Raw genomic sequence first — 22,664 nt, 5'->3', positions numbered from 1 at the left:
GGCCCGGCTCAAGGCGTCTACTTGGCCCACCCTTTATTGCGTGCTACGTAAAAACAGATACCACGCACCGCGACCCACAAGGGGATATGCAGACCCACGTAAAGCAGGTCACGCAGTGACCGGGCGAGAGGGCTGCACCTTGTGCCCGCTGCCGGCGCCGCGAGATGGCTGACCCCATGCTGCCATTGCACAGACCGGCAGGAGAGCGTAAAAAAGGGGTCTTTTCGACTCGCACCTGAAATGGCGTCGCCGTCACAAAACGGTGGTGTCAAACGTCTGGGTAGCTATGAACGACGCCACCAACACATTCAACCGCCACCGCCCTCGCTTGCAGGGTATTGCCTACCGCATGCTGGGCTCCTCGGCCGAGGCCGAAGAAGTCGTCCAGAATGCGTGGCTGCGATGGCACGAGGCCGACCAGGATCGCCTGGACAACACGGAGGCCTGGCTCGTTTCCGTCACCACGCGCCTGGCCATCGACAGACTGCGCACGGCCAAGATCCAGCGCGAGCACTATGTCGGCACATGGCTGCCGGAGCCCCTGCTCTCCGATTCCCCCGTCTCGCCGGAGCAGGTGTTGGAGCGAGCCGACGATGTCTCGGTGGCTTTCCTCGCATTGCTGGAGCGCCTTGCTCCCGAGGCCCGTGCGGCCTATTTGCTGCGCGAAGTGTTCGATGTCGACTACGGCGAAGTGGCCGAGGCCCTGGGCAAGACCGAGCCCGCCTGCAGGCAGCTTGTTCACCGCGCCAAGGTGCAGCTACAGGACCAGCGGCCGCGGTACACCGTCCCTCGAGAGACCCAGCTGCGGCTGCTGCGGGGGTTCGCTGATGCCGCCGTGCGCGGCGAGTTCGCCGCGCTCAAAACCATGCTCGCCGACGACGCGCAGCTGATCGGCGATGGCGGCGGCAAGGTGCCCAGCTTTGGGGCGCCGCTGGTGGGCGGGCAGCGCATCGCACAGCTGTATCTCGCCACCAGCCTGCGCTACCCCAACCTGGTGCGATTTGAAGTGGTTGTGCTCAACGGTCAATGGGGCTTGCTGCGCTTCATCGATGGCGCCCTGGAGTCGGCGCAGACGCTCGAAACGGATGGGGAGCGCATCGTGCGCATTCACGCGCAGCGCAACCCGGACAAGCTCGCCCGCATCGCCAAGGCATTGGGCCGCGATCTCAATGTCACAAGTCCGACCTCTCAAACGTCTTGAGTCTGTGTATCCCAACCATGACTCAAAGGTAAAACCATGAACGAACCCCGCCTCCACTGGACCGACATCTCTCCCAAGGCCTATCAGGCCATGGCCGGCGTCGGTGCTGCCACCGCCAAGTCTTCGCTCGGCCCCGTCCTGATGGAACTCGTGCAGACGCGCGTGTCCCAGCTCAATGGCTGCGCCTTCTGCCTGGACATGCATGCACGCGATTTGCGCAAGCATGGCGAGACCTGGCAGCGTATCAACAGCCTGTCGACCTGGCGCGAAACCGGCCTGTACAGCAAGCGCGAGCGCGCCGCGCTGAACTGGGCCGAAACCATGACCAGGCTGGTCGAGTACCACGGCAGCCGGGATGCCGACTTCGACGCACTGAAGAGCCAGTTCAGTGACCAGGAGATCGTCGAGCTCTGCTGGACGATCGCACAGATCAACACCTGGAATCGCATGGCCATCGGCATGCAGATGCCGGTGCTTGAAAAGCCCATCCAATGAGCGCCCACCCTCTGAGCCGAAGGACAAACCCATCGACCCGGAGCGATGCTTTGTTCTTCGCTCGCTGAACGACATCCAGGCGATGTATGCAAGGAACGATGGCTTTCTTCGGCGATGGGTACAGCAGATTTCACCCAGCGCTGTCACAAGCCGTCATCGTCAAACGTATTGTGTTGTATGGATGGTTGCAGGGTGCCGCCGTCTTTAATTTCCCCCACGTAATGAAGGACTTGACATGAAAGTTGTGATCATCGGAGGCAGTGGCCTCATCGGCAAGAAACTTGCGGCCTTGCTTCAGCAGGCCGGGCATGAGGTGGCTGCGGCATCGCCGTCGTCGGGCGTCAACGCGGTGACCGGGGAAGGACTCTCCCAGGTGCTGGCCGGCGCGGAGGTCGTGGTTGACGTGTCCAACTCGCCGTCGTTCGAAGACGAGGCGGTGATGAATTTCTTCAAGTCGTCGACCCGGAATCTGCTCGCCGCCGAACTCACCGCGGGCGTGCGCCATCATGTGGCGCTGTCGGTTGTGGGATCCGAGCGCGTGCCCGAAAGCGGCTACTTCCGTGCCAAGGTGGCCCAGGAGTCCATCATCAAGGGCTCCACAGTGCCGTACACGATTGTCCGGGCCACCCAATTCTTCGAGTTCCTGGAATCCATTGCCTATGTGAGCACCCAGAACCAGACGGTGCGTGCGTCGTCGGCCCGGTTGCAGCCGATTGCGGCCGATGACGTCGCTGCCGCGCTGGCAAAGGTTGCCACCGAGGCACCGCTGAACGACACCTGTGAAATCGCAGGGCCCCAGTCATTCCGTCTCGACGAATTGCTGCGACGCACCTTGCAGGCCAGCCAGGACCCGCGAGAAGTCGTCAGGGATGACGATGCACTGTATTTTGGAACGCGCCTCGATGACAAGTCCTTGACGCCCGGCGCCCATGCGCGGATCGGCACGACCTCGCTGGAAAGCTGGCTGGCAAACAACGCGGCCGCGAAATAGAGCGGCATTTTCTCGACGAGAAAGCCAGGTTCGCACAGGGTGATTCCTGGCTTCTTGTCTGGCTGAGGGTCGTGTAAACGCCCATCCGAACCTTCTCTGGGTAGGGCGTGCCGTGAGCGATGATGGTCGATTCCAGCGCCACGAGCGGCCGGCAGCCTGTGCAGCCGCCACAGGCGCGCTGCGGATCAGCCGGGAGTGGGCAAGGTCGGCCACCATATCGATGCTTTCACCGGTGTGGTTCACAACGGCGAGACCGAATCGGCGACGCAGCAATGGCTAGCGCGTGGGACGCGTGCCCATGGCCGTGAGCACACCCAAGGCGATGAAGGATGTACCCGCGAGCCGGTTGCCCCAGACGGCGTGCCGGGCCGCCCGGTTCAGGCGCGGTGCGACGAGGCTTGCAGTCAGCACGTAGATGAGGTCGGTGCAGCCGGCGATACCGATGAAGACCCCGCCGAGCGCCAGGGTCTGCATCAGCGGGCTGGCGTGCGCGTCCATGAACTGCGGCAGAAAGGCGGCAAAAAACAAGGTGGTTTTCGGGTTCAATAGCGCCACCATGAAGCCGTCGCGAAAGACTCGCCGCAAGGGCTGCGCCGGTGCCTGCAACGCCGCATTTGCGATGGCCGGCACCGCCCGCCACATCCGGATGCCGAGGTACACGAGGTAGGCGGCCCCGGCCCATTTCACCACGGTGAATGCGATCGAAGAGATAGCGAACAAAGCGGCCAGTCCGAGCGCGGCGCCCACGGCGTTGGAGAGGTTGCCCAGTGCCACGCCCAGCACGGAAGCGAGACCGCAGGCGCGACCCTGTGCCAGAGTGCGGGCCACGATATAGACGACGGCGGGGCCGGGCGTGAGAGCCAGCACCAGGCTGGCGCCCACGAAAGCCAGGAGCAACGGGGTGTCGGGAAGCATAGGAACTCCAGATTCTTGGAGCAACAAGTGTCGCTGCGCCATCGCTGCTTGTAAAGAATCATCCGGCCAGGTCACAAGGTCGGACATGCGCGGCAAGAGTGGCTGCTACGGGCCCGTTGGGCCAGCCACTGGTGGTCTGTAAATGGCCGGTTTGATCAGTTTGATCCGTTTAATCCGTTTGATTTTTTAGCTATCACTGGCCATGAAATGCCTTTAACTCAGCAGCGCCTGTGCAAACTCCCTGGCGCTGAAGGTTTCCAGGTCTTCCAGCTTTTCACCCACGCCAATAAAGTAAACCGGCACCGGGCGCAGGTCGGGGTGGACCCCTTGGCGCTCCCGGGCCCACAGTGCGATGGCGGCCAGTACACCGCCCTTGGCCGTGCCGTCGAGCTTGGTCACGACGAGGCCGGTGAGCTGCAACGCTTCGTCAAAGGCCTTGACCTGGCTCAAGGCGTTCTGGCCCGTGTTGCCGTCAATCACCAGCAGCACTTCATGCGGCGCGGTGGTATCGGCTTTTTGTACCACACGCTTGATCTTGCGCAGCTCTTCCATCAGGTGCAACTGTGTCGGCAGGCGGCCCGCCGTGTCGACCAGCACCACGTCCTTGCCGCGTGCCTTGCCGGCGCTCACGGCGTCAAAGCTCACGGCCGCCGGGTCGCCGCCTGCCTGGCTGATGATTTCTACCGTGTTGCGGTCGGCCCAGATGCTGAGCTGCTCGCGCGCCGCCGCACGAAAGGTGTCGGCAGCCGCCAGCAGCACTGAGGCACCTTCAGCGGCCAGGTGACGCGTGAGCTTGCCGATCGAGGTGGTTTTGCCTGCGCCATTGACGCCTGTGACCATGATCACGGTGGGCTGGTATTTCCCGATCACCAGGGCTTGTTCCAGCGGCTTGAGCAGTTGCGCCAGCGCGTCGACCAGCGCGTTTTTAACCGCGACGGGGTGTGTCATGCCGCCATCCTTGACCCGGCGCTTGACTTCGGCGAGCAGGTATTCCGTGGCCTTCACGCCGGCATCGGCCATCAGCAGGGCGGTTTCAAGGTCCTCGTACAGCTCGTCGTCAATGCGGCTGCCGGTAAAAACGGTGGAAATGCTGGAGCCGGTTTTACGCAGGCCCGCCTGCAGCTTGCTGAGCCAGCGCTGGCGCTCCGGCGCCACGGCATCGGGCACGGGGATGGCAATCGGCGTGACCAGCGCGCTGCCAATCAGCCCGCCCGTGCTGCCGGGCTGGTTGAGCGGGGCCGCGGGCAGCGCGGGGGCGGGATCGACTGGGGTCGCGGTAGCCGCAGGGGGGGCCTGGGGCGCAGGCGGTGCGGGGGGAGGGGATTTTTTCTTGAAAAAACTGAACATTGGGTATGCTTGTGAGTCGCACCATTCTATGAAACCCCCCGGGCCAGCCCTTTTGAAGCTTTCAGTACCCCTCCCCCAGCGCATTGTTTCCCTGATTTCCGCGTCTTTCCTGCCTGTTGTACTGGCCGCTTGCGTCAGCACGGCAGCCCCTGCGCAGATGCAAACCCCGGCGCCTGTGGAGCAATTCACGCTGGCCAACGGCCTGACGGTCATTGTCAAGCCGGACCACCGCGCGCCTACCGTTGCGCACATGCTCTGGGTGCGCGTGGGGTCCATGGACGAAGTGGATGGCACCTCGGGCGTCGCCCATGCGGTGGAGCACATGATGTTCAAGGGCACGCCCACGGTGAAGCCGGGCGAATTTTCCAGGCGGGTGGCGGCACTGGGCGGGCGTGACAATGCGTTCACCAGCCGCGACGGCACCGGCTACCACCAGCAGATTCCCGCGGAGAAACTTGAAGATGTGATGCGGCTGGAGGCCGACCGTTTTGCCGGCAACCAGTGGCCGGACGACGAGTTCACGCGCGAGATCGAGGTGATCAAGGAGGAGCGCCGCCTGCGCACCGAGGAGTCGCCGCGCGCGATGCTGCTGGAGCAGGCGACGGCCATCACCTTCGTGGCGTCCCCTTATCGCCGCCCCATCGTGGGGTGGATGAGCGATCTGGACGCCATGACCCCGGCCGATGTGCGTGATTTTTACCGGCGCTGGTATGTGCCGGCCAATGCGGCCGTCGTGGTGGCCGGTGACGTGGAGGTGGCCCAGGTCCGTCGGCTGGCCGAAAAATACTACGGCGGCATTCCGGCGCGCCCGGTGCCCGGGCGCAAACCGCGCAGCGAGCCCGAGCAGGCCGGCATGCGGCGCCTGGACTTCAAGGCCCCCGCGAGCCAGGCCTATGTCAATCTGGTCTTCAAGGTGCCCAAGCTCGAGGCGGCGGATCTGGCGGACCCGGCCGGCGCCGCCTTGCCTGCATCGGCGTCCCCGCCTGCGGCCGGCCGGGATGCGTTGGCCCTGACCGTGCTGGCCGCGATTCTGGACGGCTACAGCGGTGCGCGCCTGGATCGGGCGCTGGTGCAGGGCGAAGGGCGCGTGGCCGACAGTGCGGGCGCATCCAATGGCCTGCTGGGCCGCGGGCCGCAGCTGTTCACCCTCGATGGTGTCCCTGCAGAAGGCAAGACCACCGCGCAGGTGGCGGACGCTTTGCGCCAGCAGGTGGCCCTGATTGCGCGCGACGGTGTCAGCGAGGCAGAACTGCAGCGCGTCAAGACCCAGTGGGTTGCCAGCGAAACCTACAAGCTCGACTCGGTGTTCAGCCAGGCGCGCGAGCTCGGTTCCAACTGGATACAGGGCTTGCCGCTGGATGCCGCAACGCGCCTGATCGCCAGGCTGCGTACCGTCAGCCGTGGTGAAGTGCAGGCGGTGGCCGCCAAATATTTCGGCGACGAGCAACTGACCAGCGCCACCTTACTGCCGCAGCCCGTGGACCCGAACTCCCGGCGCCGCCAGCCGCGCGGCCCGGCCGCCGTCACCCGGCATTAAGTCTGGCCATGAACCGAAAAAATACGATTGTTGCCATGATGATTGCCACTCTAAAAACGGCTGCCAGGAACAGGGTCCCCCGCATCCTTTTGTCGGGGGCGGCAGGCTTGTTGGCGCTTTGCTGTCAGTCCAGCGTGCTGGCCGCCATTCCCGTCCAGCACTGGACCCAGCCCAGCGGTGCCCGGGTCTACCTGGTGGAAAGCCCGGCCATTGCGATGGTGGATGTGCAGATTGATTTCGACGCCGGCAGCCGGCGCGACCCGCCTGACAAGGCGGGGCTGGCCGGTGTGACGGCGGGCATGCTGGACAAGGGTGTGCGTGGAAATGACACTCGCGCCGCAAGGCCGTCCCAAGGCGCGAGCGCCCCCTCGGGGGGCAGCGGCGCACACGCGGTGGCCAGTGTGGGGGCCTTTGAACCGCCCATGGACGAAAACGCGCTGAGTGAAGCCTGGGCTGATCTGGGCGCGCAATTCGGCGCCGGCGCCAGTTCGGACCGCATGGGATTTTCACTGCGTTCGCTGACCGAGCCCGAGCTGCTGGACAAGGCCGTGGCACTCGCTGCGCGCGAAATTGCCGAGCCGTCTTTCCCCGAGGCGATCTGGCAGCGTGAGCGCCAGCGCATGCAGGCGGGGCTCAAGGAGTCCTACACCCGCCCCGCCAGTGTGATTGGCCGCGCCTATGCCCAGGCGGTGTATGGCAGCCACCCCTACGGCTACCAGGTGACGGAAGCCAGCCTGGCGCGCATCAGCGTGGCTGACATGCGGGCGGCCCATGCGGCCGGCGTCGTGGCCTGCCGCGCGCGCATCAGCATGGTGGGCGCCGTCACGCGGGCGCAGGCGGATGTCATCGCCGCGCGGCTGCTCGCGCGCCTGCCGCAAGTGCCCTGCGCCAGCCTGGCGCCGGCTCCGGTGGTGGCCGAAGTGGCGCCGCTGGCCGAGGCGCAGGAAAAGCGCATTCCCTTCGATTCGGCGCAGGCCCATGTGCTGATCGGCCAGCCCGGGTTCAAGCGGGCCGACCCGGACTATTTCGCGCTGACCGTGGGGAATTACATCCTGGGCGGTGGCGGCTTCGTGTCGCGCCTGTCCAGCGAGGTGCGGGAAAAGCGCGGCCTGACCTACGGCGTCTCCAGCTACTTTTCGCCCGGCCTGCATGCCGGCAGTTTCACCGTGGGCCTGCAAACCCGGCCCGATCAGGCCGCACAGGCCGTGCAAATCGTGCGCCAGGTGGTGAATGACTTCGTGGCCAACGGGCCTACCGAGGCCGAACTTCAGGCCGCCAAGGCCAATCTGATTGGTGGCTTCGCGCTGCGCATTGACAGCAACCGCAAACTGCTCGACAACATCTCCGGCATCGCCTGGAACAACCTTCCGCTCGATTACCTGGATACCTGGACGCAGCAGGTCGACAAGGTGACGGTGGCCGACATCAAGACGGCTTTTGCCCGCAAATTACAACCCGAAAAGATGATTACCGTGATTCTGGGAGCCGCGCCATGAAATACACCGCACTGGCAACTGAAAAGAAAACTGAAAAAAGGCCCGCCAGGTCGGGCAAGGTGGTAGCGCGTAAAGCCAAACCTCCTGGCGAAATTCGCATCATTGGCGGGCAGTACAAACGCACCAAACTTCCGGTGCCCGACAAGCCCGGCCTGCGCCCCACCCCCGATCGCGTGCGCGAAACCCTGTTTAACTGGCTGGGCCAGGACCTGACCGGCTGGCGCTGCGTTGATGTGTTTGCCGGCACTGGCGTACTGGGATTTGAAGCGGCCTCGCGAGGCGCGACCGAGGTGCTGCTGTGCGAGCAGGACCCCGGGCTGGTGTTGCGGCTCAAGGCCCTGCAAACGCAATTGCAGGCCGGCATGGTGCGGATCGAGCGCGGCGACGGCGTGGGCCTGCTGCGTCGTTTGCCCGCGGCCAGCATGCAGCTGGTGCTGCTGGACCCGCCGTTTGAGTCCGAACTGTTTGAGCCCGCGCTGAAAGCCGCCGTGCAGGTGTTGGGGCCTACCGGCCTTGTCTATCTGGAGGCACCCCGGTACTGGCTCGATGAGGAACTGCAGCCGCTTGGCCTGCGGGTACACCGCAGCGGCAAGGCGGGCGCGGTGCATTTCCATCTGCTGGTGCGCATCGACAGTTGAGGCACCGGGCTGGCCGCCAGGACAGGGCAGCTGCGGCCCTGTTCGGCTTGGGGTTACGCGCGCCCGAGGCCGGCGGGGCATAATTCCCCCATGCCCGCCACCCCGCCGCCAACGCCACGCATTGCTGTTTATTCCGGCACGTTTGACCCTTTCACGCTCGGCCATGACGACGTGGTGCGCCGTGCCGGCAAGCTGTTTGACCGGCTCATCATTGCGGTCGCGGCGGCCCACCACAAGAAAACCCTGTTCTCGCTGCAGGACCGTGTGGAGCAGGTACAGGCGGCCACCCGCGACATCGTCGGCGTGAGGGTGATGGCCTTTGAGGGGCTGATCATGGATTTTTGCGTCGCGCACAACGCCTGCGCCGTGGTGCGGGGCGTTCGCAACGTGACGGATTTTGATTACGAAGCGCAAATGGGCGCCATGAACCGCAAGCTCCAGCCGCAGGTGGAAACCGTCTTTTTGCTGCCCGATGCGGCGCTGCAATGCATCAGCAGCACGCTGGTGCGCGAGATCAGCAAGCTGGGCGGTGATGTCCGCCAGATGGTGAGTCCGGCGGTGGCTGCGGCGCTGGGTGCCGCGCATGCGGCAGGATCGAAAGGAGGCTGAACATGGCCTTGATGATTACCGACGAGTGCATCAACTGCGACGTGTGCGAGCCTGAATGTCCCAACCAGGCGATTTACCTGGGCAAGGAAATCTACGAAATCGACCCGCACAAATGCACGGAATGCGTTGGTCATTTTGACGAACCGCAGTGCGTGCAGGTCTGCCCGGTGGCCTGCATCCCGGTCAATCCGCAGCATGTTGAAACCCGGGAAACGCTTTGGCAAAAATACCAGCGCCTGCAAGCCGTCATTCCGGTAGTGGTGGCCCGGTAGTTCAGGCGATTGCCGGGCAGCGCGGGAAAGCGCGCCGGATCATCAGCAAAACCTGAGCGGCTAAAACGCGGCCGCCATCAGTTCATCAGCTATAAGCAACAAGCTATCAAAATAATAGCAGGCATCCGGTAATGCTCAGTCTTCCGGGTCAGTCCTGCGCGGTGGCTTGGGCCGTGGTGGCTGGCTGGTGTGAATCAGCATGGTGGCTTTTTCCATCTCGCCTGCCAGCAGGGCTGGCACCGCTTTGAGGGCGCGGTCAATGCATTCTTCAATCGCCACGCGGTGTTCCTGCGACGGTTTTTTCAGCACCCAGTTGATGACCTCGGCCTTCACGCCCGGGTGCCCCACCCCGATGCGCAGGCGCCAGTAGTCGTCGGTGCCGAGCTGGGCATGAATGTCGCGCAGGCCGTTATGGCCCGCGTGGCTGCCGCCAAACTTGAGCTTGACCTGCCCGGGCACGATGTCGAGTTCGTCGTGCGCCACCAGAACCTCCTCGGGCGAGATCTTGAAAAATCGGGCCAGCGCGGCCACGGATTTGCCCGAGACGTTCATGAAGGTCAGGGGCTTGAGCAGCCACACGGTTTTCCCGTTCAGGGTGGTGCGCGCGACCTGGCCGTGGTAACTCTTGTCCAGGCTGAGCGGCGCCTTCAATTCGCGCGAGAGCGCGTCTATCCACCAGAAGCCGGCATTGTGGCGCGTAGCCTCGTATTCGGCGCCCGGGTTGCCCAGGCCAACAAAGAGTTTGATCATGCTGTGTGTGAGATGGAGAAAGCGGTGCGTCCCGCAACCGGGATTATCGGTGCAGCAGAGCGTGACCCCCAAGAAAAACGGCCCTTGGCCTCCGGGGAGGACAAGGGCCGCTGACCTTTTCAGGCCAATGCTGCTGGCAGGGAGTTACTTCTTGGTAGCAGCAGGTTTGGCGCCAGCTTTGGCTTCTTTGGCGGCAGCAGCCTTGGCTGCTTTAGGGTCCACAGGCACGGCCGCCGCCGCTGCGGCAGCGGCATCAGCCTCGGCCTCTTCCGACACGGCAGACACGGACACCAGCACCGGGTTGTCCTGGCCACCTTTGGCGACGAACTTCACGCCTTTGGGCAGCGTGATGTCCTTGACGTGCAGCGAGGTGCCTTTTTTCAGGCCGCTCAGATTGATGTCGATGAATTCCGGCAGGTCCTTGGGCAGGCAGGAGATGCTCAACTCGGTCAGCACGTGGTTGACCAGACAGTTCTCGGCCTTGACAGCCGGGGACTCTTCTTCGCCGCTGTAGTGCAGTGGCACTTTCATGGTCAGGCGGGTCCTCGCGTCAACGCGCTGGAAGTCGATGTGCAGGACCTGTTGCTTGAACGGGTGCATTTGCAGATCGCGCAGCAAAACCTTCTCGGTCTTGCCGCCCATTTCCATCTCGAGGACGGAAGCGTGGAAAGCTTCTTTCTTGATGGCGTGCCACAGTGCGTTGTGATCGAGTTCGATCAGCGACGGTTCACCGGTGCCACCGTAAACAATACCGGGCGTGCGGCCGGTGATGCGGAGACGGCGGCTCGCACCCGTGCCCTGCTTTGCGCGCTCAAAAGCGACGAATTTCATAATCTTCTCCATTAAGGGGCGGGCCGCGACCAGCTCACCCCGACATAAAAAGGCTGCCCAACCCTGAAGGTTGCGCAGCCACCTTTTTGTTTCGGATCAGAACAGGTTGTCCTGGTCCGAAAACAAACTCATGACCGACTCTCCCCTGGCAATGCGCTGGATCGTTTCGGCGATCAGCGGTGCCACGGAGAGCTGGCGAATCTTTTTGCACCCTTGCGCGTTCTGGCTCAATGGAATGGTGTTGGTGATCACCACCTCATCCAGCGCGTCACCCTGGGTGATACGTCCAATGGCCGGGCCCGAAAAAATCGGGTGCGTGCAATACGCGTAAACCTTTTTGGCGCCACGCTCCTTGAGCACCTCGGCGGCTTTGACCAGCGTGCCGGCCGTGTCGATCATGTCGTCCATGATCACGCAGTTGCGGCCTTCGATATCGCCGATCACGTGCATCACTTCCGACACGTTGGCCTTGGGACGGCGCTTGTCGATGATGGCCATGTCGCATCCGAGCTGCTTGGCCAGCGCACGGGCGCGCACCACGCCGCCCACGTCCGGCGAGACCACCATCAGGTCGGCGTAATTCTTCTGGCGCAAATCACCCAGCAGCACCGGCGAGGCATAAATGTTGTCCACCGGAATATCGAAAAAGCCCTGGATCTGGTCGGCATGCAGGTCCATCGTCAGGACGCGCGACACGCCCACGGCCTGCAGCATGTTGGCCACCACTTTGGCAGTGATCGGCACGCGCGCTGAACGCGGGCGGCGATCCTGCCGGGCATAGCCGAAATAAGGAATCACCGCAGCGATGCGCTCGGCCGACGCCCGTTTGAGCGCATCGACCATGATGAGCAGTTCCATCAGGTTGTCATTGGTTGGCGCACAGGTCGACTGCACCACAAACACGTCACGGGCCCGCACGTTTTGCTGGATTTCAACGGTGACTTCACCGTCGGAAAAACGCCCCACATGGGCAGCGCCCAGTGAAATGCCCAGGTGCTGGGCGATCTCGGAGGCCATGCTGGGGTTGGCATTGCCGGTGAAAACCATGAAGTCGGGATGGTGCGTTTGCATGTGAGGCCCAGCTGAAATCGAACTTGAAGAGGACTTGAACGCGGCGGAAATTTTTATCGAATCAACTTGCGCACGGCAACAATACGCACCGGGGAAACACGTCGCAACAGGAACTTGGCAGTGAGCACCGGTTGCCTGTGTCTCCAAAAACACACAGACCCGCCAAGCGGGCCTGTAGTCAAGCGGAACCTAAGGGGTTCCGTCAGTCATGCAGACCCGCACCGGGCGGATCTGCGACCCGCCTTCATGGCAGATCAGAAATTTGGCAGGGGTGGAAGGATTCGAACCTGCGAATGCCGGAATCAAAATCCGGTGCCTTAACCAGCTTGGCGACACCCCTACACAGGACAACTGTTGCCTTTGAAGCGTAGCCTGAAACCAGACAACGCAACTTGCCAACAACCGACCTATAACCTGTTGACTCATGGTCGCTTGAAAACACATTCCCAAGAGCGGTTATTTTATTACCAACCGGCCAGGGGATGCGCTTGCAAATTGCTGCACTTGCGAATTTTCCAGTCGCCAGGGTGTCCCGGCAAATCTGGCAGATCTACATCGTGCGGCAGTAGCGCAAACACAGCACTTCCCGAGCCGGTCATTCGTCCCTCAAGGTGTTGCGCTGACAGCCAATCGAGTGATTGGCCAATCGGCGGACACAGTGCCTGGGCAACCGGCTGCAAGTCGTTGCGACCAAATCCGAAGACCTGACCTTCTGCATTTGCAGCAAAGCCTTGGATTGTAGCAGTTTCTGTATCGCGTTTGAGTTCCGGTGCACTGAAAATAGCGGGCGTAGAGAGTCCGGCCGAAGGCTTGACCACCACAAACCGCGCAGCCGGCAGTGCGATGGGGGTGATTTTCTCGCCAATCCCTTCGACCCAGGCGTGTCCGCCCGAGAGGAAAAAAGGCACGTCCGCGCCCAGCGACAGGGCCAGCGCGCGCAACTCCGTGGCAGGTAACGTCACACCCCAGAGGCGTTGCAGCGCCAGCAGGCAACTCGCCGCGTCGGACGAGCCGCCTCCCATGCCCGCCTGCGACGGTATGCGCTTTTCCAGGCCAATGTGAACCCCCAGGGAGGTGCCGCAAGCTGCCTGCAGGGCCCTGGCCGCCCGTACGACCAGATCTTCGGCGGGCAGCGGTTCGGGTGTGCTGCCGCCGGGATGGCCGGGATCGCCCAGGTCGGCGCGGCTGATCTGGCCATCTGTGCGCAACTCAAAGTGCAGGGTGTCGCACCAGTCGATCAGCATGAAGGCCGACTGCAGCAGGTGGTAGCCATCGGCCCGCCGGCCCGTGATGTGCAAAAACAGGTTGAGCTTGGCGGGGGCGGGAACGTCGTAAATGGCTTTGAGCGGGCGCGCGTAAGCCGAAGAACGGGGGGCACTGGCAGGGCGTGTCACGTTTGAAAAATCCGTTTGATCCATTAATCCGTTTGATGCGTTTGATCCGTGAATCCGTTGGCAATCCGCTGGCAATTCGTTAGCGCTGAGCAGACGCGGCGCCGGACCTTATTGATCCAGCACGACACGAAGGTCGGCCGGTGGTGTGGGCTGGGCTCTTTTGGCCGAAATGCGGCCCTCGCTGTGGCGGGACAAGTCGGCAGACCAGCCGTTGACGCTGGCGTGATCCCCCTGCAACCAGCCAAACAGCGCAGCCAGCGGCAAGGCCGCGCCCGTGGCCTGCTCCGTCAAGGCATCGATCGATGGATAGTGTTGCAGCTTCTCGTTGCCTGAATCCAGGACGGCTTCACCGGGAGACCAGCGCAGTACGCTGAGGACATTGCCCAGTGGACTGATGAGTGTCAACTCGCCACGCTCCGGTTGGCCCTTGAGCTCGAAACTGGCCGAAAAAGACTGTGCGGGTTCGCTGTGCACCTGCAGGCTGAGACGGCCGGCCCAGAAACCGCTTTTGGGGTCACTTATGCCTTTTGTTCCGGGAGGATGAGCGCATCCTGCTATTAAAAAAGTAGCGGCAAAAGTAGCAATCAGGCAGCCTGAAAAAAAGGCGGAACGCAGGCGGGTGAGGAGCAACAAGGGCAGGGATCCGGGGTTACAGCTTCACACGCAGGCGCTTGAGGGTTTCCAGCAGGGTCTCGTTGTCGGGGTTCAGCAGCAAGCCTTCTTTCCAGATCGCCGTCGCCCGTTCGCGCCGGCCCAGGTTCCACAGTACCTCCCCGTAGTGCGCGGCAATTTCCGCGTCGGGTTTGGCCTTGTAGGCCGCCTCAAAAATGCGAAGCGCTTCGGTCTTGTTGCCCATGCGGTATTCAACCCAGCCCAGGCTGTCCTTGATGAAGGGATCGGACGGCGCGAACCCGAGCGCTTTCTGGATCAGTTCGCGGGCTTCCGGCAGGCGAACACCGCGGTCTGCCAGCGAATAACCGAGCGCGTTGTAAGCGTGGTGGTAATCGGGCTTGAGCTGGATGACCTTGCGCAGCAGGCGCTCCATCTCGCCCAGCGATGCAAGTTTCTCGGCCATCATGGCCTGGTCGTACAGCAGTTCAGGTTCATCGGGCGTCTTGGTCAGAGCCTGCGCCAGCACCTCATGGGCAAGCCGGTATTGCTTGAGGTCGCGAAGCAGTCCGACTTCGGCATTGAGTTTGAGCCGTGCATCGGCGGGGTTGCGTTCCGGCAGCTGGCGGATCAGTTTCCGACCCTCTTCGAGCTTGCCCTGGCTCGCCAGAATGGAGGCGCGGCGGGTTTGCGCCGCCGTCAGTTCAGAGGCATCCTCGATTTTGTTCAGCCAGTTTTCCGCAGCCGTGAAGTCTTTGCGCTTTTCAGCCACTTGCGACAGCGAAAGATAGGCTTGGGCAAGGCCGCGATTGCGGTCAGCCTCCGCGGCCTGCTGCTCCGCCAGTGCGACATAGCGTTGCAGTGAGGTCTGCGCCTGCGCGAGCTGGTTGTCCTGCAGTTGCAAAGAGCCCAGCACCAGCCAGCTTTCCGGGAAGTCGGGTTTTTCACGGGTCACCACCTGCAACTGGGTCGCCGCTTCTGCATAGCGCTGTGCATCCAGCAGGGCCCGCGCATACGCCATGCGGAATTCGGGCAGAGCCTTGGCGTTGCCTTCAAGGTATTTCTTGACCAGGTCTTCTGCCTCGGCCAGTTTGGGGTCCATCAGTTCCAGCGCCACCATGGCCGGGCCTTCAGCGCGAGCGTCGGCGGCCTGGCCGCGTTTGGCCGCGTCGAGTGCACCATTGTTGTCGCCTGCGGCCAGTCGCATGCGGCCCACGGTGGCCCAGGCGGCGCCGGCGGTGGCGGGATTGTTCAGGTAGGTGTCCAGGCCCTCCTGCACCACGGTGCTGGACAGTTTCTTGTCATTGACGCGGGCATAGGCGCGCGGCACTACGGCCAGGACCGCATTGCGCTCGGCCTCCGGCGCCAGGCCGATCTCGGTTTTCAGGGGGCCTGCTGTTTCGGCAATGCGGTTCAGTGCGATCAGGATTTGCAGCACATAGCGGTTGGCCTCGCGCGAGGCAGGCTGGGCCTGCTTCCAGGCCTGCGCGGCCTGCAGCGCGGCGTCGCCGGAGCGCGACTGCAGGGCAATTTCGGTGGCTCTCTGGTAGAGCAGGGCCTCTCCCGTTTTGCGGGCTGCGTCCAGCATCAGCGCGAAACCCGCGGCGGGCTCTCCATCCTGCGTGGTGATTTCACCCACAAGCAGCTGGTAAAACAGTGCGCTATCGAGCGGTGAGGAGGGCGGCGCTGCGTCCTGCGCTGCTTTGGCTTCGGCGAGCCCGGAAGGTGCGGCGGGCGCGGGCGCTTGGGTCTGCGCCAGCACCAAGGGGGCGGCGAGGTAGAGGCAGCCGAGGACACGGCTAAGTCTTTTCTTCATCAACCCATGATAATTGAAGCTCCGCGGATGCGTTTTCCCTCTTGTCCTCAGGGTCTGTCCCGCGGGTTGATGTTTGTTACCGCCTGACTGTGAGCCATGCCTGAACTGCCCGAAGTTGAAGTCACCCGCCTGAGTTTTGCAGACCGCATTGCTGGCGCCCGCATCGAGGCGGTATCCATGGGAAAACCGCTGCGCTGGCCGCTGGGCTGCAGTGCGCAGCGTCTCGTGGGCCTGCAGGTGCTGGCTGTGCGCCGCCGCGGCAAGTATCTTCTGGTCGACCTGAGCGATGGGCTGCTGCTGATTCACCTTGGCATGTCTGGCAGCGTGAGCTTTGGTTCGGGTCTTTCCTTGCCTGGCAAGCATGATCACTTTGACATGGTGACCAGCCTTGGAACCTTGCGCCTGAACGACCCGCGCCGTTTCGGCGCCGTGGTGTATGCCGGGGACGAGCACGACGCTGTGGCCCACAAGCTCCTGGGCCGGCTGGGTGTCGAGCCGCTCAGTGACGCGTTCGACGCGGCGGTGTTCCATCAGGCGCTCAAGCCCAGGCAGACCGCCATCAAGCAGGTTTTGATGGGCGGCGAGGCCGTGGTGGGGGTGGGCAATATTTACGCGTCGGAGGTGCTGTTTCTGGCCGGTATCCGGCCTACCACCAAGGCGTCCCGTATCAGCAAACCGCGCGCAGCGTTGCTTCACCGCGCCATTCGGCAGGTATTGACACAGGCCGTTACAAAAGGGGGAAGTACCCTCAGGGACTTTTCCAACGCCCAGGGCGAGGCGGGTCATTTTCAGCTTGACGCCATGGTGTACGACCGTGCCGGCATGCCCTGCAAGGTGTGCGGATCGCCCATCAAAAGTATCCGGCAGGGCCAGCGATCGACTTTTTATTGCGCCAGTTGCCAGAAACCGTGAGCGTTCCACAGAGGAGGCCCATGGTTGTTTCGGGTGGGCGATGCTATATTGACCGCTCACATCCACACAGTTGACTATGTCTTTTAACGAAAAATTTGATCAGCACGGCGTATGGCGACGCGGATTTGCCCTGCGACTGAAGCTGCTTGCCGAGTGGATGAAAGACCATGACCTGCTCGACGCCGCGGTGGAAGAGCGGTTGCACAGGCTGGAGTCGCAGGTGCGCTCCGACAAGGTCATGGTGGCCTTTGTGGCGGAGTTTTCGCGTGGCAAATCCGAGCTGATCAATGCCATTTTCTTTGCCGGCTATGGCCGCCGCATCATGCCGGCGAGCGCCGGCCGCACCACCATGTGCCCGACCGAGCTGGGCTATGACGCGGATGTACCGCCCTGCCTGCGCCTGTTGCCGATCGAGACGCGCCTGCAGACCCAGGCGCTGATGGAATGGCGCATGGTGCCCGAAAAGTGGACGCGCGTTGACCTGGACGTGAACGACCCGGCCCAGCTGGCGCAGGCGCTCGAGAAGGTCGCCGAAGTCCGGCATGTCACCCAGGAAGAGGCCCGCCTGCTCGGGTTCTGGAACGACAGCACCCCCGAAGACAACCCCCTGGTGGGCGCCGATGGCCTGATCGAGGTGCCGAAGTGGCGTCATGCACTGATCAACATTGCGCATCCCCTGCTCAAGCAGGGCCTGGTCATCCTCGATACGCCGGGCTTGAATGCGATTGGCGCCGAGCCTGAACTGACCGTCAGCCTGATTCCCCAGGCGCATGCGGTGGTGTTCATCCTTGCCGCCGATACGGGTGTGACCAAATCCGACCTTTCCATCTGGCGCGAACACCTGATCACCGAGGGCGATGCCAGCGACGCCCGCCTGGTAGTGCTGAACAAGATCGACACCATGTGGGATGCCTTGAGCACACCCGAGCAGGTGCAGGCGCAAATTGACCGGCAAAGGGTGACATCGGCCGAAATCCTGGGACTGCCCGAGTCGCAGGTCATTCCCGTTTCTGCGCAAAAGGGACTGCTTGCCAAAGTTACTGGCGACAAGGCGCTGTTGCAGGCCAGCCGTTTGCCGGTGCTCGAGCTTGCGCTGGCGCAGGGTGTGATGGGCCAGCGCCAGAAAATCCTGCGCACGGCAGTGGTCGGCGGTATTGGCGAGCTGAGAACCGAGGCGGGACGCGCCATGCACATCCGCCGGCGTGATCTGGCCGAGCAGATGATTGAGCTGCGCGGCCTGAGGGGTAAAAACACCTCGGTGATCAAGCACATGCGTACGCGCATCGAGCAGGAGCAGGGCGAGTTTGACACCAGCGGCGCCAAAATACATGCGGTGCGATCCGTGCACCTTAAATTGCTTCGGGATATGTTCAACCTGCTCAGCACGCCGACGCTGAAGGCCGAGCTGGCTGAGCTGACCGCCACGCTCAAGAAGTCGGGCATCAAACTCGGCGTGAAGAAGGCTTACGGTCAGACCTTTTCGCGGCTGCGCGAGGGCCTGCAAAAGTGCCAAATCCTCAGTGGCGAAATCCAGTCCATGCTGACCGCATCTTTTCGGCAGTTGAATGCTGAATTCAGCTTCTCGCTGCAAGCTCCCAAAGAGCCCGAGTTGACCCGGTATGTGAACGATCTGGAACTCATACAGCGCAGCCACCTGCAATACCTGGGGGTCAGCAATGTGCTGAAACTCTCGCAGGCAGAGTTTTCCGAGCGGCTGGTTCGGGCGCTGGCCACGCGCCTGCGTGTTGTGTATGAGTCCGCCTTGGGCGAAGTGGAGCTCTGGAACAAGTCGGCGGCTTCGCAACTGGACGCGCAGCTGCGCGAGCGTCGCCGCAATTTCGGGCGCCGGCTCGAAGCGATTGAGCGTATCCAGCAGGCCGCCTCCGGCCTGGACGAGCGGATTGCCGAGATTGAAGACCAGGAGAATGTCCTCAATGAGCTTGACACCAAGCTCAAAGAGCTGACAGAGCATCTGATGGCCGGGCCCGCGACCCATCCCAGGGAAGAAGAGCCTGCGGCTTCCACAGAACAGGTGGCGTTGAGCCAGGCTGCCTGACCTTGACCCCTGACCGTTGATGATTGCTGCAGGCGTCGCGCCCAAAGGCGGGCTGACCCCTCCGCCTGCTTGCCCGCAGGGCGGGAAACCGGATCTTGCGCGACCGGCGCTGTCAGGTTTTGCCGGGGAAATCGTGCGCTGGCAGACCACGCATGGACGCAATAGCTTGCCCTGGCAAAACACGCGCGACCCCTACCGTGTCTGGCTGTCAGAGATCATGCTCCAGCAGACCCAGGTCGCCACCGTGCTCGACTACTACGCCCGGTTTTTGCAGCATTTCCCCGCCGTCAGCGACCTGGCCGCGGCCTCGCAGGATGAGGTGCTGGCCTTGTGGAGCGGCCTGGGCTACTACAGCCGCGCACGCAACCTGCATCGTTGCGCGCAGGAGGTGATGCAACTGCATGCAGGGCAGTTTCCGCGTACCGCCGAACAGCTTCAGACCTTGCCGGGCATAGGCCGTTCTACTGCGGCTGCCATTGCGTCATTTTGTTTTGGAGAGCGCGTCGCGATCCTCGACGGCAACGTCAAACGGGTGCTCACGCGGGTACTCGGGTTTTCGGCCGACCTGGCGCAAGGCGCCAATGAACGCGCATTGTGGAACCTGGCCACCGACCTGCTGCCCACGCAGAATCTGCCGGACAGCATGCCGCGTTACACGCAGGGGTTGATGGATCTGGGTGCCACAATTTGCGCCGGCCGGCAGCCGCAATGCCTGTTGTGCCCCGTGCAGAACCTGTGCAGCGGACGCGCAACCGGTGAACCCGAAAAATACCCCGTCAAAACGCGAACACTCAAACGCAGTTCGCAAGCGCTGAGCCTGTTATGGGCGCAAAGGCCGGACGGGTCGGTATGGCTTGAAAAGCGTCCTGCGTCAGGCATCTGGGGCGGGCTGTATTGCCTGCCGGTTTTTGACAGCGACGACGCCCTGAAAGCTTTTTTGCCTGCCAGTCTGCACGGCAGGCTCGAGCCCTTGCCGCATTTCGTCCATGTGCTGACGCACAGGGATTTGCATCTGGCCCCCTGGATCGCGGGCTTTCGGGCGGGCCAGGCCATGCCGAAAGCGATGGACGCGGGAGCGAGAGCCGGTGCGTGGTTTGGTCCGGCGCAATGGCCGGGTTTGGGCTTGCCTGCACCGATCCGCAAACTGCTGTTGCAGGATGCGCCGGCATGACCTGAATGCCGGCGATGCGCTGGCCTGTTACCGCCTGATCAGCCGGCATCCAGTTCGCGGTGCCGTTTCAGGGTAGGCCACTGCCTGCCAAACGACTCAGCCAGCTTTTCCACGAGGTAGACCGACCGGTGCTGGCCGCCGGTGCAGCCGATGGCCACCGTGACATAGCTGCGGTGATCCTTCACGAGTGCCTGCAACCAATGATCAAGGAACTTCTTGATATCCCTGAACATGTCGGCCACCTCTGCATGCGCCTTCAGGTAATCGGCAACGGGCTGGTCGCACCCTGTCAGGTGGCGAAGGTCCGGTTCGTAATGCGGGTTGGGGAGCATCCGCACGTCAAAGACGTAGTCGGCATCCAGCGGCACCCCCCGCTTGAAGGCAAATGACTCAAACACCAGCGTCAATTGGGGTGCCGGGGCGGCGATCAGCGACTTCACGTAAGCCTGCAACTGCGAGGCGCGGATCATGCTGGTGTCCAGCACATGGGATTGCTCGCGTATGTCGCCCAGCAGCTCGCGCTCCAGCTCAATGGCATCGACCAGCGCCCGGTGCTGGTCGGCCGTATTGCCGCGCGACAGCGGGTGAAGCCGGCGGGTTTCGGAAAAGCGGCGTACCAGCGTTTCGGTGCTGGCGTCGAGGAACAAGGACTGGACGGTCACGCCCTGCGCCTGCAATTTCCGCAGCTGCTGCGGCACAAGCGGTAATGACGTGGCACTTCGCACATCCATTGCAATAGCCACTTTTCGCGGGCCGTGCTGGTGCTCGAGCGCTACAAAAGGCGTCAGCAACTCCGGTGGCAGGTTGTCCACGCAGTAATAGCCGGTATCTTCCAGCGCGTGCAGGGCCACGGACTTGCCCGAGCCAGACATGCCGGTGATGAGCACCATTTCCAGAGCCATCATTGGCCCAGCATTTCCTTGGCGTGCGCAAGCGTGGTGCCCGACAGTCGTTCACCACCCAGCATGCGGCCAACCTCCGCCACGCGCTGTTCACCGTTGACATGGTCCACGGTGCTGACAGTCGCTCCTTTTTCGGTGCGCTTGGCCACCACCAGATGCTGGTCGGCACACGCGGCGACCTGGGGCAGATGGGTCACTGCCATGACCTGCCGGTCTTTGCCCAACTGCTTCATCAGGCGGCCAACGGTTTCAGCCACGGCGCCGCCCACGCCTGAGTCAACCTCATCGAAGATCAGTGTTTGCGCCTGGCCCAGCTGGCTGGTGGTGACGGCGATCGCCAGTGCGATGCGCGACAGTTCACCGCCTGACGCGACCTTGCCGACGGGACGGGGCGTGCTGCCGCTGTGGCCGGCGACCAGGAATTCGGCCTGCTCAAGCCCATGCTGTGCGGGTTGCTCCAGCTTGGCGAGCGCGACGTCAAATTTTCCGCCCTGCATGCCCAGGCCCTGCATGGCCTGTGTGATGGCCCTGGCGAGCAGGGGTGCTGCCTTGCTGCGGGACTTGGAGACCTGGCGGGCTTCTTCCATATAAGCCGAGCGGGCAAGGTGCTCATTTTTTTCAAGCTGGACCAGATCCGCCGCTTCATCGAGCCGGTGCAGGTCACTTTGCCAGGAGGCCAGCAATTCAGGCAGCTCGGCCGGCGTGCGTTTGTAACGCCTGGCCAGGCTGACCCAGAGAGACAGGCGCTCATCCAGCTCGGCCAGCCGCTGCGGCTCCAGCTCGGCATGCCTTGCATAGCCGTTCAGTGAATGCACGGCATCTTCGACCTGTGCCAATGCGCTGTTCAAAACCTCGGCAAGCCCTTTGAATTCAGGCTCTATGTGCTCCTGATTTTGCAGTGATGAAATGGCGCGGCCGAGCAGGGCTGTGGCGTTGTCGTCGGCTTCCTGCAGGGCGTCGACGGCGGTCTGCACCGCATCGCGCAAGGCCTGGGCATTCGAGAGGCGACCGTGCTGGGCATTGAGCTCGTCCCATTCATCCACGCCCGGTGCCAGCTTGTCCAGCTCGCCGATCTGCCAGGCCAGGCGTTCGCGTTCACGCTGCAGGCTGTCCTGGGCGGCGCGCGCGTCAGCCAATGTTTTCTGGGCCGTGCGCCACGCTTGCCAGCACTGGGAGAGCGTGACGGTGGACAGGTCCGCATAGGAATCCAGCAGGCCGCGTACCGCGTCGGGGCGGGTCAGGCTTTGCCAGGCGTGCTGGCCATGGATGTCCACCAGCTGGTCGGCGATTTCCTTGAGCTGGGTGGCGGTTGCCGCGCTCCCGTTGATCCAGGCCCGGCTTTTCCCCTGTGAGTCAATCGTGCGGCGCAGCAGCAGGCTGCCGTCCGCCTGGAAGCCGGCCTGCTCAAGCCACGGCGCCAGGCTGGCGGGGCTGTCAAATTCCGCACTGATTTCGCAGCGCGCAGCGCCTTCACGGACCACGCCGGCATCGGCGCGTGCGCCCAGCGCCAGCTGCAGGGCGTCAATCAATATCGATTTACCGGCCCCGGTTTCCCCGGTGAGGACGGTAAAGCCATCCGACAGATCCAGGTCCAGTGCATGGACGATGACAAAATCGCGAAGCGAAATGCTTTTGAGGCTCATAAGTTAAA

At 63.0% G+C, this 22,664-nt stretch carries 21 protein-coding genes, 1 tRNA gene and 1 pseudogene; 11 read left to right on the top strand and 12 right to left on the bottom strand.

Annotation, left to right across the window (positions count from 1 at the left end; translation table 11 throughout):
• Window positions 1-286: 286 nt before the first annotated feature.
• From AC1DUB_RS02560 to AC1DUB_RS02550, 3 genes are all read left to right on the top strand, one after another.
• Window positions 287-1,201 (top strand): RNA polymerase sigma-70 factor, encoded by a 915-nt coding sequence (locus AC1DUB_RS02560; RefSeq protein WP_477728164.1) that lies wholly within the window; start codon window positions 287-289, stop codon window positions 1,199-1,201.
• Window positions 1,202-1,237: 36 nt separating this feature from the next.
• Window positions 1,238-1,696: a carboxymuconolactone decarboxylase family protein gene (locus AC1DUB_RS02555; RefSeq protein ID WP_477728163.1), complete on the top strand. Its 459-nt coding sequence runs from the start codon at window positions 1,238-1,240 to the stop codon at window positions 1,694-1,696.
• A gap of 235 nt (window positions 1,697-1,931) precedes the next feature.
• On the top strand, window positions 1,932-2,687 hold the full coding sequence (locus AC1DUB_RS02550) for an SDR family oxidoreductase (RefSeq protein ID WP_477728162.1): 756 nt from the start codon (window positions 1,932-1,934) through the stop codon (window positions 2,685-2,687).
• Between the two features lie 85 nt (window positions 2,688-2,772).
• Here the strand turns inward: AC1DUB_RS02550 and AC1DUB_RS02545 are convergent.
• From AC1DUB_RS02545 to ftsY, 3 genes and pseudogenes are all read right to left on the bottom strand, one after another.
• Window positions 2,773-2,903 (bottom strand): annotated as a pseudogene (locus AC1DUB_RS02545) (pseudouridine-5'-phosphate glycosidase); the annotation flags it as partial.
• 60 nt (window positions 2,904-2,963) lie between these two features.
• Window positions 2,964-3,602: a LysE family translocator gene (locus AC1DUB_RS02540; protein ID WP_477728161.1), complete on the bottom strand. Its 639-nt coding sequence runs from the start codon at window positions 3,600-3,602 to the stop codon at window positions 2,964-2,966.
• A 213-nt stretch (window positions 3,603-3,815) separates the two neighbouring features.
• Entirely contained in the window at window positions 3,816-4,949 is a 1,134-nt protein-coding gene (ftsY, locus tag AC1DUB_RS02535) for a signal recognition particle-docking protein FtsY (protein WP_477728160.1), read from the bottom strand.
• 28 nt (window positions 4,950-4,977) lie between these two features.
• On the opposite strand from ftsY, the gene AC1DUB_RS02530 reads away from it, so the two are divergent.
• The 5 genes from AC1DUB_RS02530 to AC1DUB_RS02510 all read left to right on the top strand — a co-directional run bounded on the left by AC1DUB_RS02530 (window position 4,978) and on the right by AC1DUB_RS02510 (window position 9,501).
• On the top strand, window positions 4,978-6,486 hold the full coding sequence (locus tag AC1DUB_RS02530) for a M16 family metallopeptidase (RefSeq protein ID WP_477728159.1): 1,509 nt from the start codon (window positions 4,978-4,980) through the stop codon (window positions 6,484-6,486).
• A gap of 38 nt (window positions 6,487-6,524) precedes the next feature.
• Window positions 6,525-7,982 carry a M16 family metallopeptidase gene (locus AC1DUB_RS02525; protein WP_477728363.1) on the top strand — a complete coding sequence of 486 codons (1,458 nt, stop codon included), beginning with the start codon at window positions 6,525-6,527 and terminating at the stop codon, window positions 7,980-7,982.
• Window positions 7,979-8,620, top strand: a complete 642-nt coding sequence (gene rsmD / locus AC1DUB_RS02520; RefSeq protein ID WP_477728158.1) for a 16S rRNA (guanine(966)-N(2))-methyltransferase RsmD — start codon at window positions 7,979-7,981, stop codon at window positions 8,618-8,620. Before AC1DUB_RS02525 ends, rsmD begins: the two co-directional genes overlap by 4 nt.
• Window positions 8,621-8,710: 90 nt before the next feature.
• Window positions 8,711-9,229, top strand: a complete 519-nt coding sequence (gene coaD, locus AC1DUB_RS02515; protein ID WP_477728157.1) for a pantetheine-phosphate adenylyltransferase — start codon at window positions 8,711-8,713, stop codon at window positions 9,227-9,229.
• 2 nt (window positions 9,230-9,231) lie between these two features.
• Window positions 9,232-9,501 carry a YfhL family 4Fe-4S dicluster ferredoxin gene (locus AC1DUB_RS02510; protein ID WP_477719504.1) on the top strand — a complete coding sequence of 90 codons (270 nt, stop codon included), beginning with the start codon at window positions 9,232-9,234 and terminating at the stop codon, window positions 9,499-9,501.
• A gap of 135 nt (window positions 9,502-9,636) precedes the next feature.
• Here AC1DUB_RS02510 and pth read toward each other — a convergent pair whose 3' ends face one another.
• The 7 genes from pth to AC1DUB_RS02475 all read right to left on the bottom strand — a co-directional run bounded on the left by pth (window position 9,637) and on the right by AC1DUB_RS02475 (window position 15,972).
• Complete coding sequence (gene pth, locus AC1DUB_RS02505; protein WP_477728156.1) at window positions 9,637-10,251, bottom strand: aminoacyl-tRNA hydrolase; 615 nt, start codon at window positions 10,249-10,251, stop codon at window positions 9,637-9,639.
• Between the two features lie 144 nt (window positions 10,252-10,395).
• Window positions 10,396-11,082, bottom strand: coding sequence for a 50S ribosomal protein L25/general stress protein Ctc (locus tag AC1DUB_RS02500; RefSeq protein WP_477728155.1), 687 nt, complete (start codon window positions 11,080-11,082; stop codon window positions 10,396-10,398).
• A 96-nt stretch (window positions 11,083-11,178) separates the two neighbouring features.
• Window positions 11,179-12,153 (bottom strand): ribose-phosphate pyrophosphokinase, encoded by a 975-nt coding sequence (locus AC1DUB_RS02495; RefSeq protein WP_477719507.1) that lies wholly within the window; start codon window positions 12,151-12,153, stop codon window positions 11,179-11,181.
• 263 nt (window positions 12,154-12,416) lie between these two features.
• Window positions 12,417-12,493 (bottom strand) — tRNA-Gln (locus AC1DUB_RS02490).
• Between the two features lie 124 nt (window positions 12,494-12,617).
• The gene (ispE, locus tag AC1DUB_RS02485; protein WP_477728154.1) at window positions 12,618-13,547 is read right to left on the bottom strand and encodes a 4-(cytidine 5'-diphospho)-2-C-methyl-D-erythritol kinase; all 930 of its coding nucleotides are present in this window, start codon (window positions 13,545-13,547) and stop codon (window positions 12,618-12,620) included.
• A 108-nt stretch (window positions 13,548-13,655) separates the two neighbouring features.
• Window positions 13,656-14,177 carry a lipoprotein insertase outer membrane protein LolB gene (locus tag AC1DUB_RS02480; protein ID WP_477728362.1) on the bottom strand — a complete coding sequence of 174 codons (522 nt, stop codon included), beginning with the start codon at window positions 14,175-14,177 and terminating at the stop codon, window positions 13,656-13,658.
• A gap of 19 nt (window positions 14,178-14,196) precedes the next feature.
• Window positions 14,197-15,972, bottom strand: coding sequence for a tetratricopeptide repeat protein (locus AC1DUB_RS02475; RefSeq protein WP_477728153.1), 1,776 nt, complete (start codon window positions 15,970-15,972; stop codon window positions 14,197-14,199).
• Between the two features lie 96 nt (window positions 15,973-16,068).
• Between AC1DUB_RS02475 and mutM the strand changes: the two genes are divergently transcribed.
• The 3 genes from mutM (at window position 16,069) to mutY (ending at window position 20,111) form a co-directional block, all read left to right on the top strand.
• Entirely contained in the window at window positions 16,069-16,884 is an 816-nt protein-coding gene (gene mutM, locus AC1DUB_RS02470) for a bifunctional DNA-formamidopyrimidine glycosylase/DNA-(apurinic or apyrimidinic site) lyase (RefSeq protein ID WP_477728152.1), read from the top strand.
• A gap of 76 nt (window positions 16,885-16,960) precedes the next feature.
• Window positions 16,961-18,940, top strand: a complete 1,980-nt coding sequence (locus AC1DUB_RS02465) for a dynamin family protein (protein ID WP_477728151.1) — start codon at window positions 16,961-16,963, stop codon at window positions 18,938-18,940.
• A gap of 19 nt (window positions 18,941-18,959) precedes the next feature.
• On the top strand, window positions 18,960-20,111 hold the full coding sequence (mutY, locus tag AC1DUB_RS02460; protein WP_477728150.1) for an A/G-specific adenine glycosylase: 1,152 nt from the start codon (window positions 18,960-18,962) through the stop codon (window positions 20,109-20,111).
• A gap of 38 nt (window positions 20,112-20,149) precedes the next feature.
• Here the strand turns inward: mutY and rapZ are convergent, their stop codons facing one another.
• Together rapZ and recN are read right to left on the bottom strand one after the other, a co-directional pair.
• Window positions 20,150-21,013, bottom strand: coding sequence for an RNase adapter RapZ (rapZ, locus tag AC1DUB_RS02455; RefSeq protein ID WP_477728361.1), 864 nt, complete (start codon window positions 21,011-21,013; stop codon window positions 20,150-20,152).
• A complete protein-coding gene (recN, locus tag AC1DUB_RS02450) occupies window positions 21,013-22,656 on the bottom strand; it encodes a DNA repair protein RecN (RefSeq protein WP_477728149.1) in 1,644 nt (547 codons plus the stop codon). The genes rapZ and recN overlap by 1 nt, the downstream gene beginning before the upstream one ends.
• Between the last annotated feature and the right edge of the window lie 8 nt (window positions 22,657-22,664).

The sequence above is a fragment of the Polaromonas sp. P4_F9 genome (assembly GCF_056401235.1).
The sequence above is the reverse complement of the archived record's forward strand: the minus strand, read 5'-3'. Positions and strand labels throughout refer to the sequence as shown.

What these genes read in the sequence shown, in the direction of transcription:
- coaD (WP_477728157.1), top strand. Translation starts at nt 8,711, where the DNA reads ATGCCCGCCACCCCGCCGCCAACGCCACGCATTGCTGTTTATTCCGGC.
- AC1DUB_RS02540 (WP_477728161.1), bottom strand. Translation starts at nt 3,602, where the DNA reads ATGCTTCCCGACACCCCGTTGCTCCTGGCTTTCGTGGGCGCCAGCCTG.
- ftsY (WP_477728160.1), bottom strand. Translation starts at nt 4,949, where the DNA reads ATGTTCAGTTTTTTCAAGAAAAAATCCCCTCCCCCCGCACCGCCTGCG.
- AC1DUB_RS02555 (WP_477728163.1), top strand. Translation starts at nt 1,238, where the DNA reads ATGAACGAACCCCGCCTCCACTGGACCGACATCTCTCCCAAGGCCTAT.
- AC1DUB_RS02510 (WP_477719504.1), top strand. Translation starts at nt 9,232, where the DNA reads ATGGCCTTGATGATTACCGACGAGTGCATCAACTGCGACGTGTGCGAG.
- AC1DUB_RS02550 (WP_477728162.1), top strand. Translation starts at nt 1,932, where the DNA reads ATGAAAGTTGTGATCATCGGAGGCAGTGGCCTCATCGGCAAGAAACTT.
- recN (WP_477728149.1), bottom strand. Translation starts at nt 22,656, where the DNA reads ATGAGCCTCAAAAGCATTTCGCTTCGCGATTTTGTCATCGTCCATGCA.
- rapZ (WP_477728361.1), bottom strand. Translation starts at nt 21,013, where the DNA reads ATGGCTCTGGAAATGGTGCTCATCACCGGCATGTCTGGCTCGGGCAAG.
- rsmD (WP_477728158.1), top strand. Translation starts at nt 7,979, where the DNA reads ATGAAATACACCGCACTGGCAACTGAAAAGAAAACTGAAAAAAGGCCC.
- AC1DUB_RS02530 (WP_477728159.1), top strand. Translation starts at nt 4,978, where the DNA reads ATGAAACCCCCCGGGCCAGCCCTTTTGAAGCTTTCAGTACCCCTCCCC.
- AC1DUB_RS02560 (WP_477728164.1), top strand. Translation starts at nt 287, where the DNA reads ATGAACGACGCCACCAACACATTCAACCGCCACCGCCCTCGCTTGCAG.
- mutY (WP_477728150.1), top strand. Translation starts at nt 18,960, where the DNA reads ATGATTGCTGCAGGCGTCGCGCCCAAAGGCGGGCTGACCCCTCCGCCT.
- AC1DUB_RS02525 (WP_477728363.1), top strand. Translation starts at nt 6,525, where the DNA reads ATGATTGCCACTCTAAAAACGGCTGCCAGGAACAGGGTCCCCCGCATC.
- pth (WP_477728156.1), bottom strand. Translation starts at nt 10,251, where the DNA reads ATGATCAAACTCTTTGTTGGCCTGGGCAACCCGGGCGCCGAATACGAG.
- mutM (WP_477728152.1), top strand. Translation starts at nt 16,069, where the DNA reads ATGCCTGAACTGCCCGAAGTTGAAGTCACCCGCCTGAGTTTTGCAGAC.
- AC1DUB_RS02495 (WP_477719507.1), bottom strand. Translation starts at nt 12,153, where the DNA reads ATGCAAACGCACCATCCCGACTTCATGGTTTTCACCGGCAATGCCAAC.
- AC1DUB_RS02500 (WP_477728155.1), bottom strand. Translation starts at nt 11,082, where the DNA reads ATGAAATTCGTCGCTTTTGAGCGCGCAAAGCAGGGCACGGGTGCGAGC.
- AC1DUB_RS02465 (WP_477728151.1), top strand. Translation starts at nt 16,961, where the DNA reads ATGTCTTTTAACGAAAAATTTGATCAGCACGGCGTATGGCGACGCGGA.
- AC1DUB_RS02475 (WP_477728153.1), bottom strand. Translation starts at nt 15,972, where the DNA reads ATGAAGAAAAGACTTAGCCGTGTCCTCGGCTGCCTCTACCTCGCCGCC.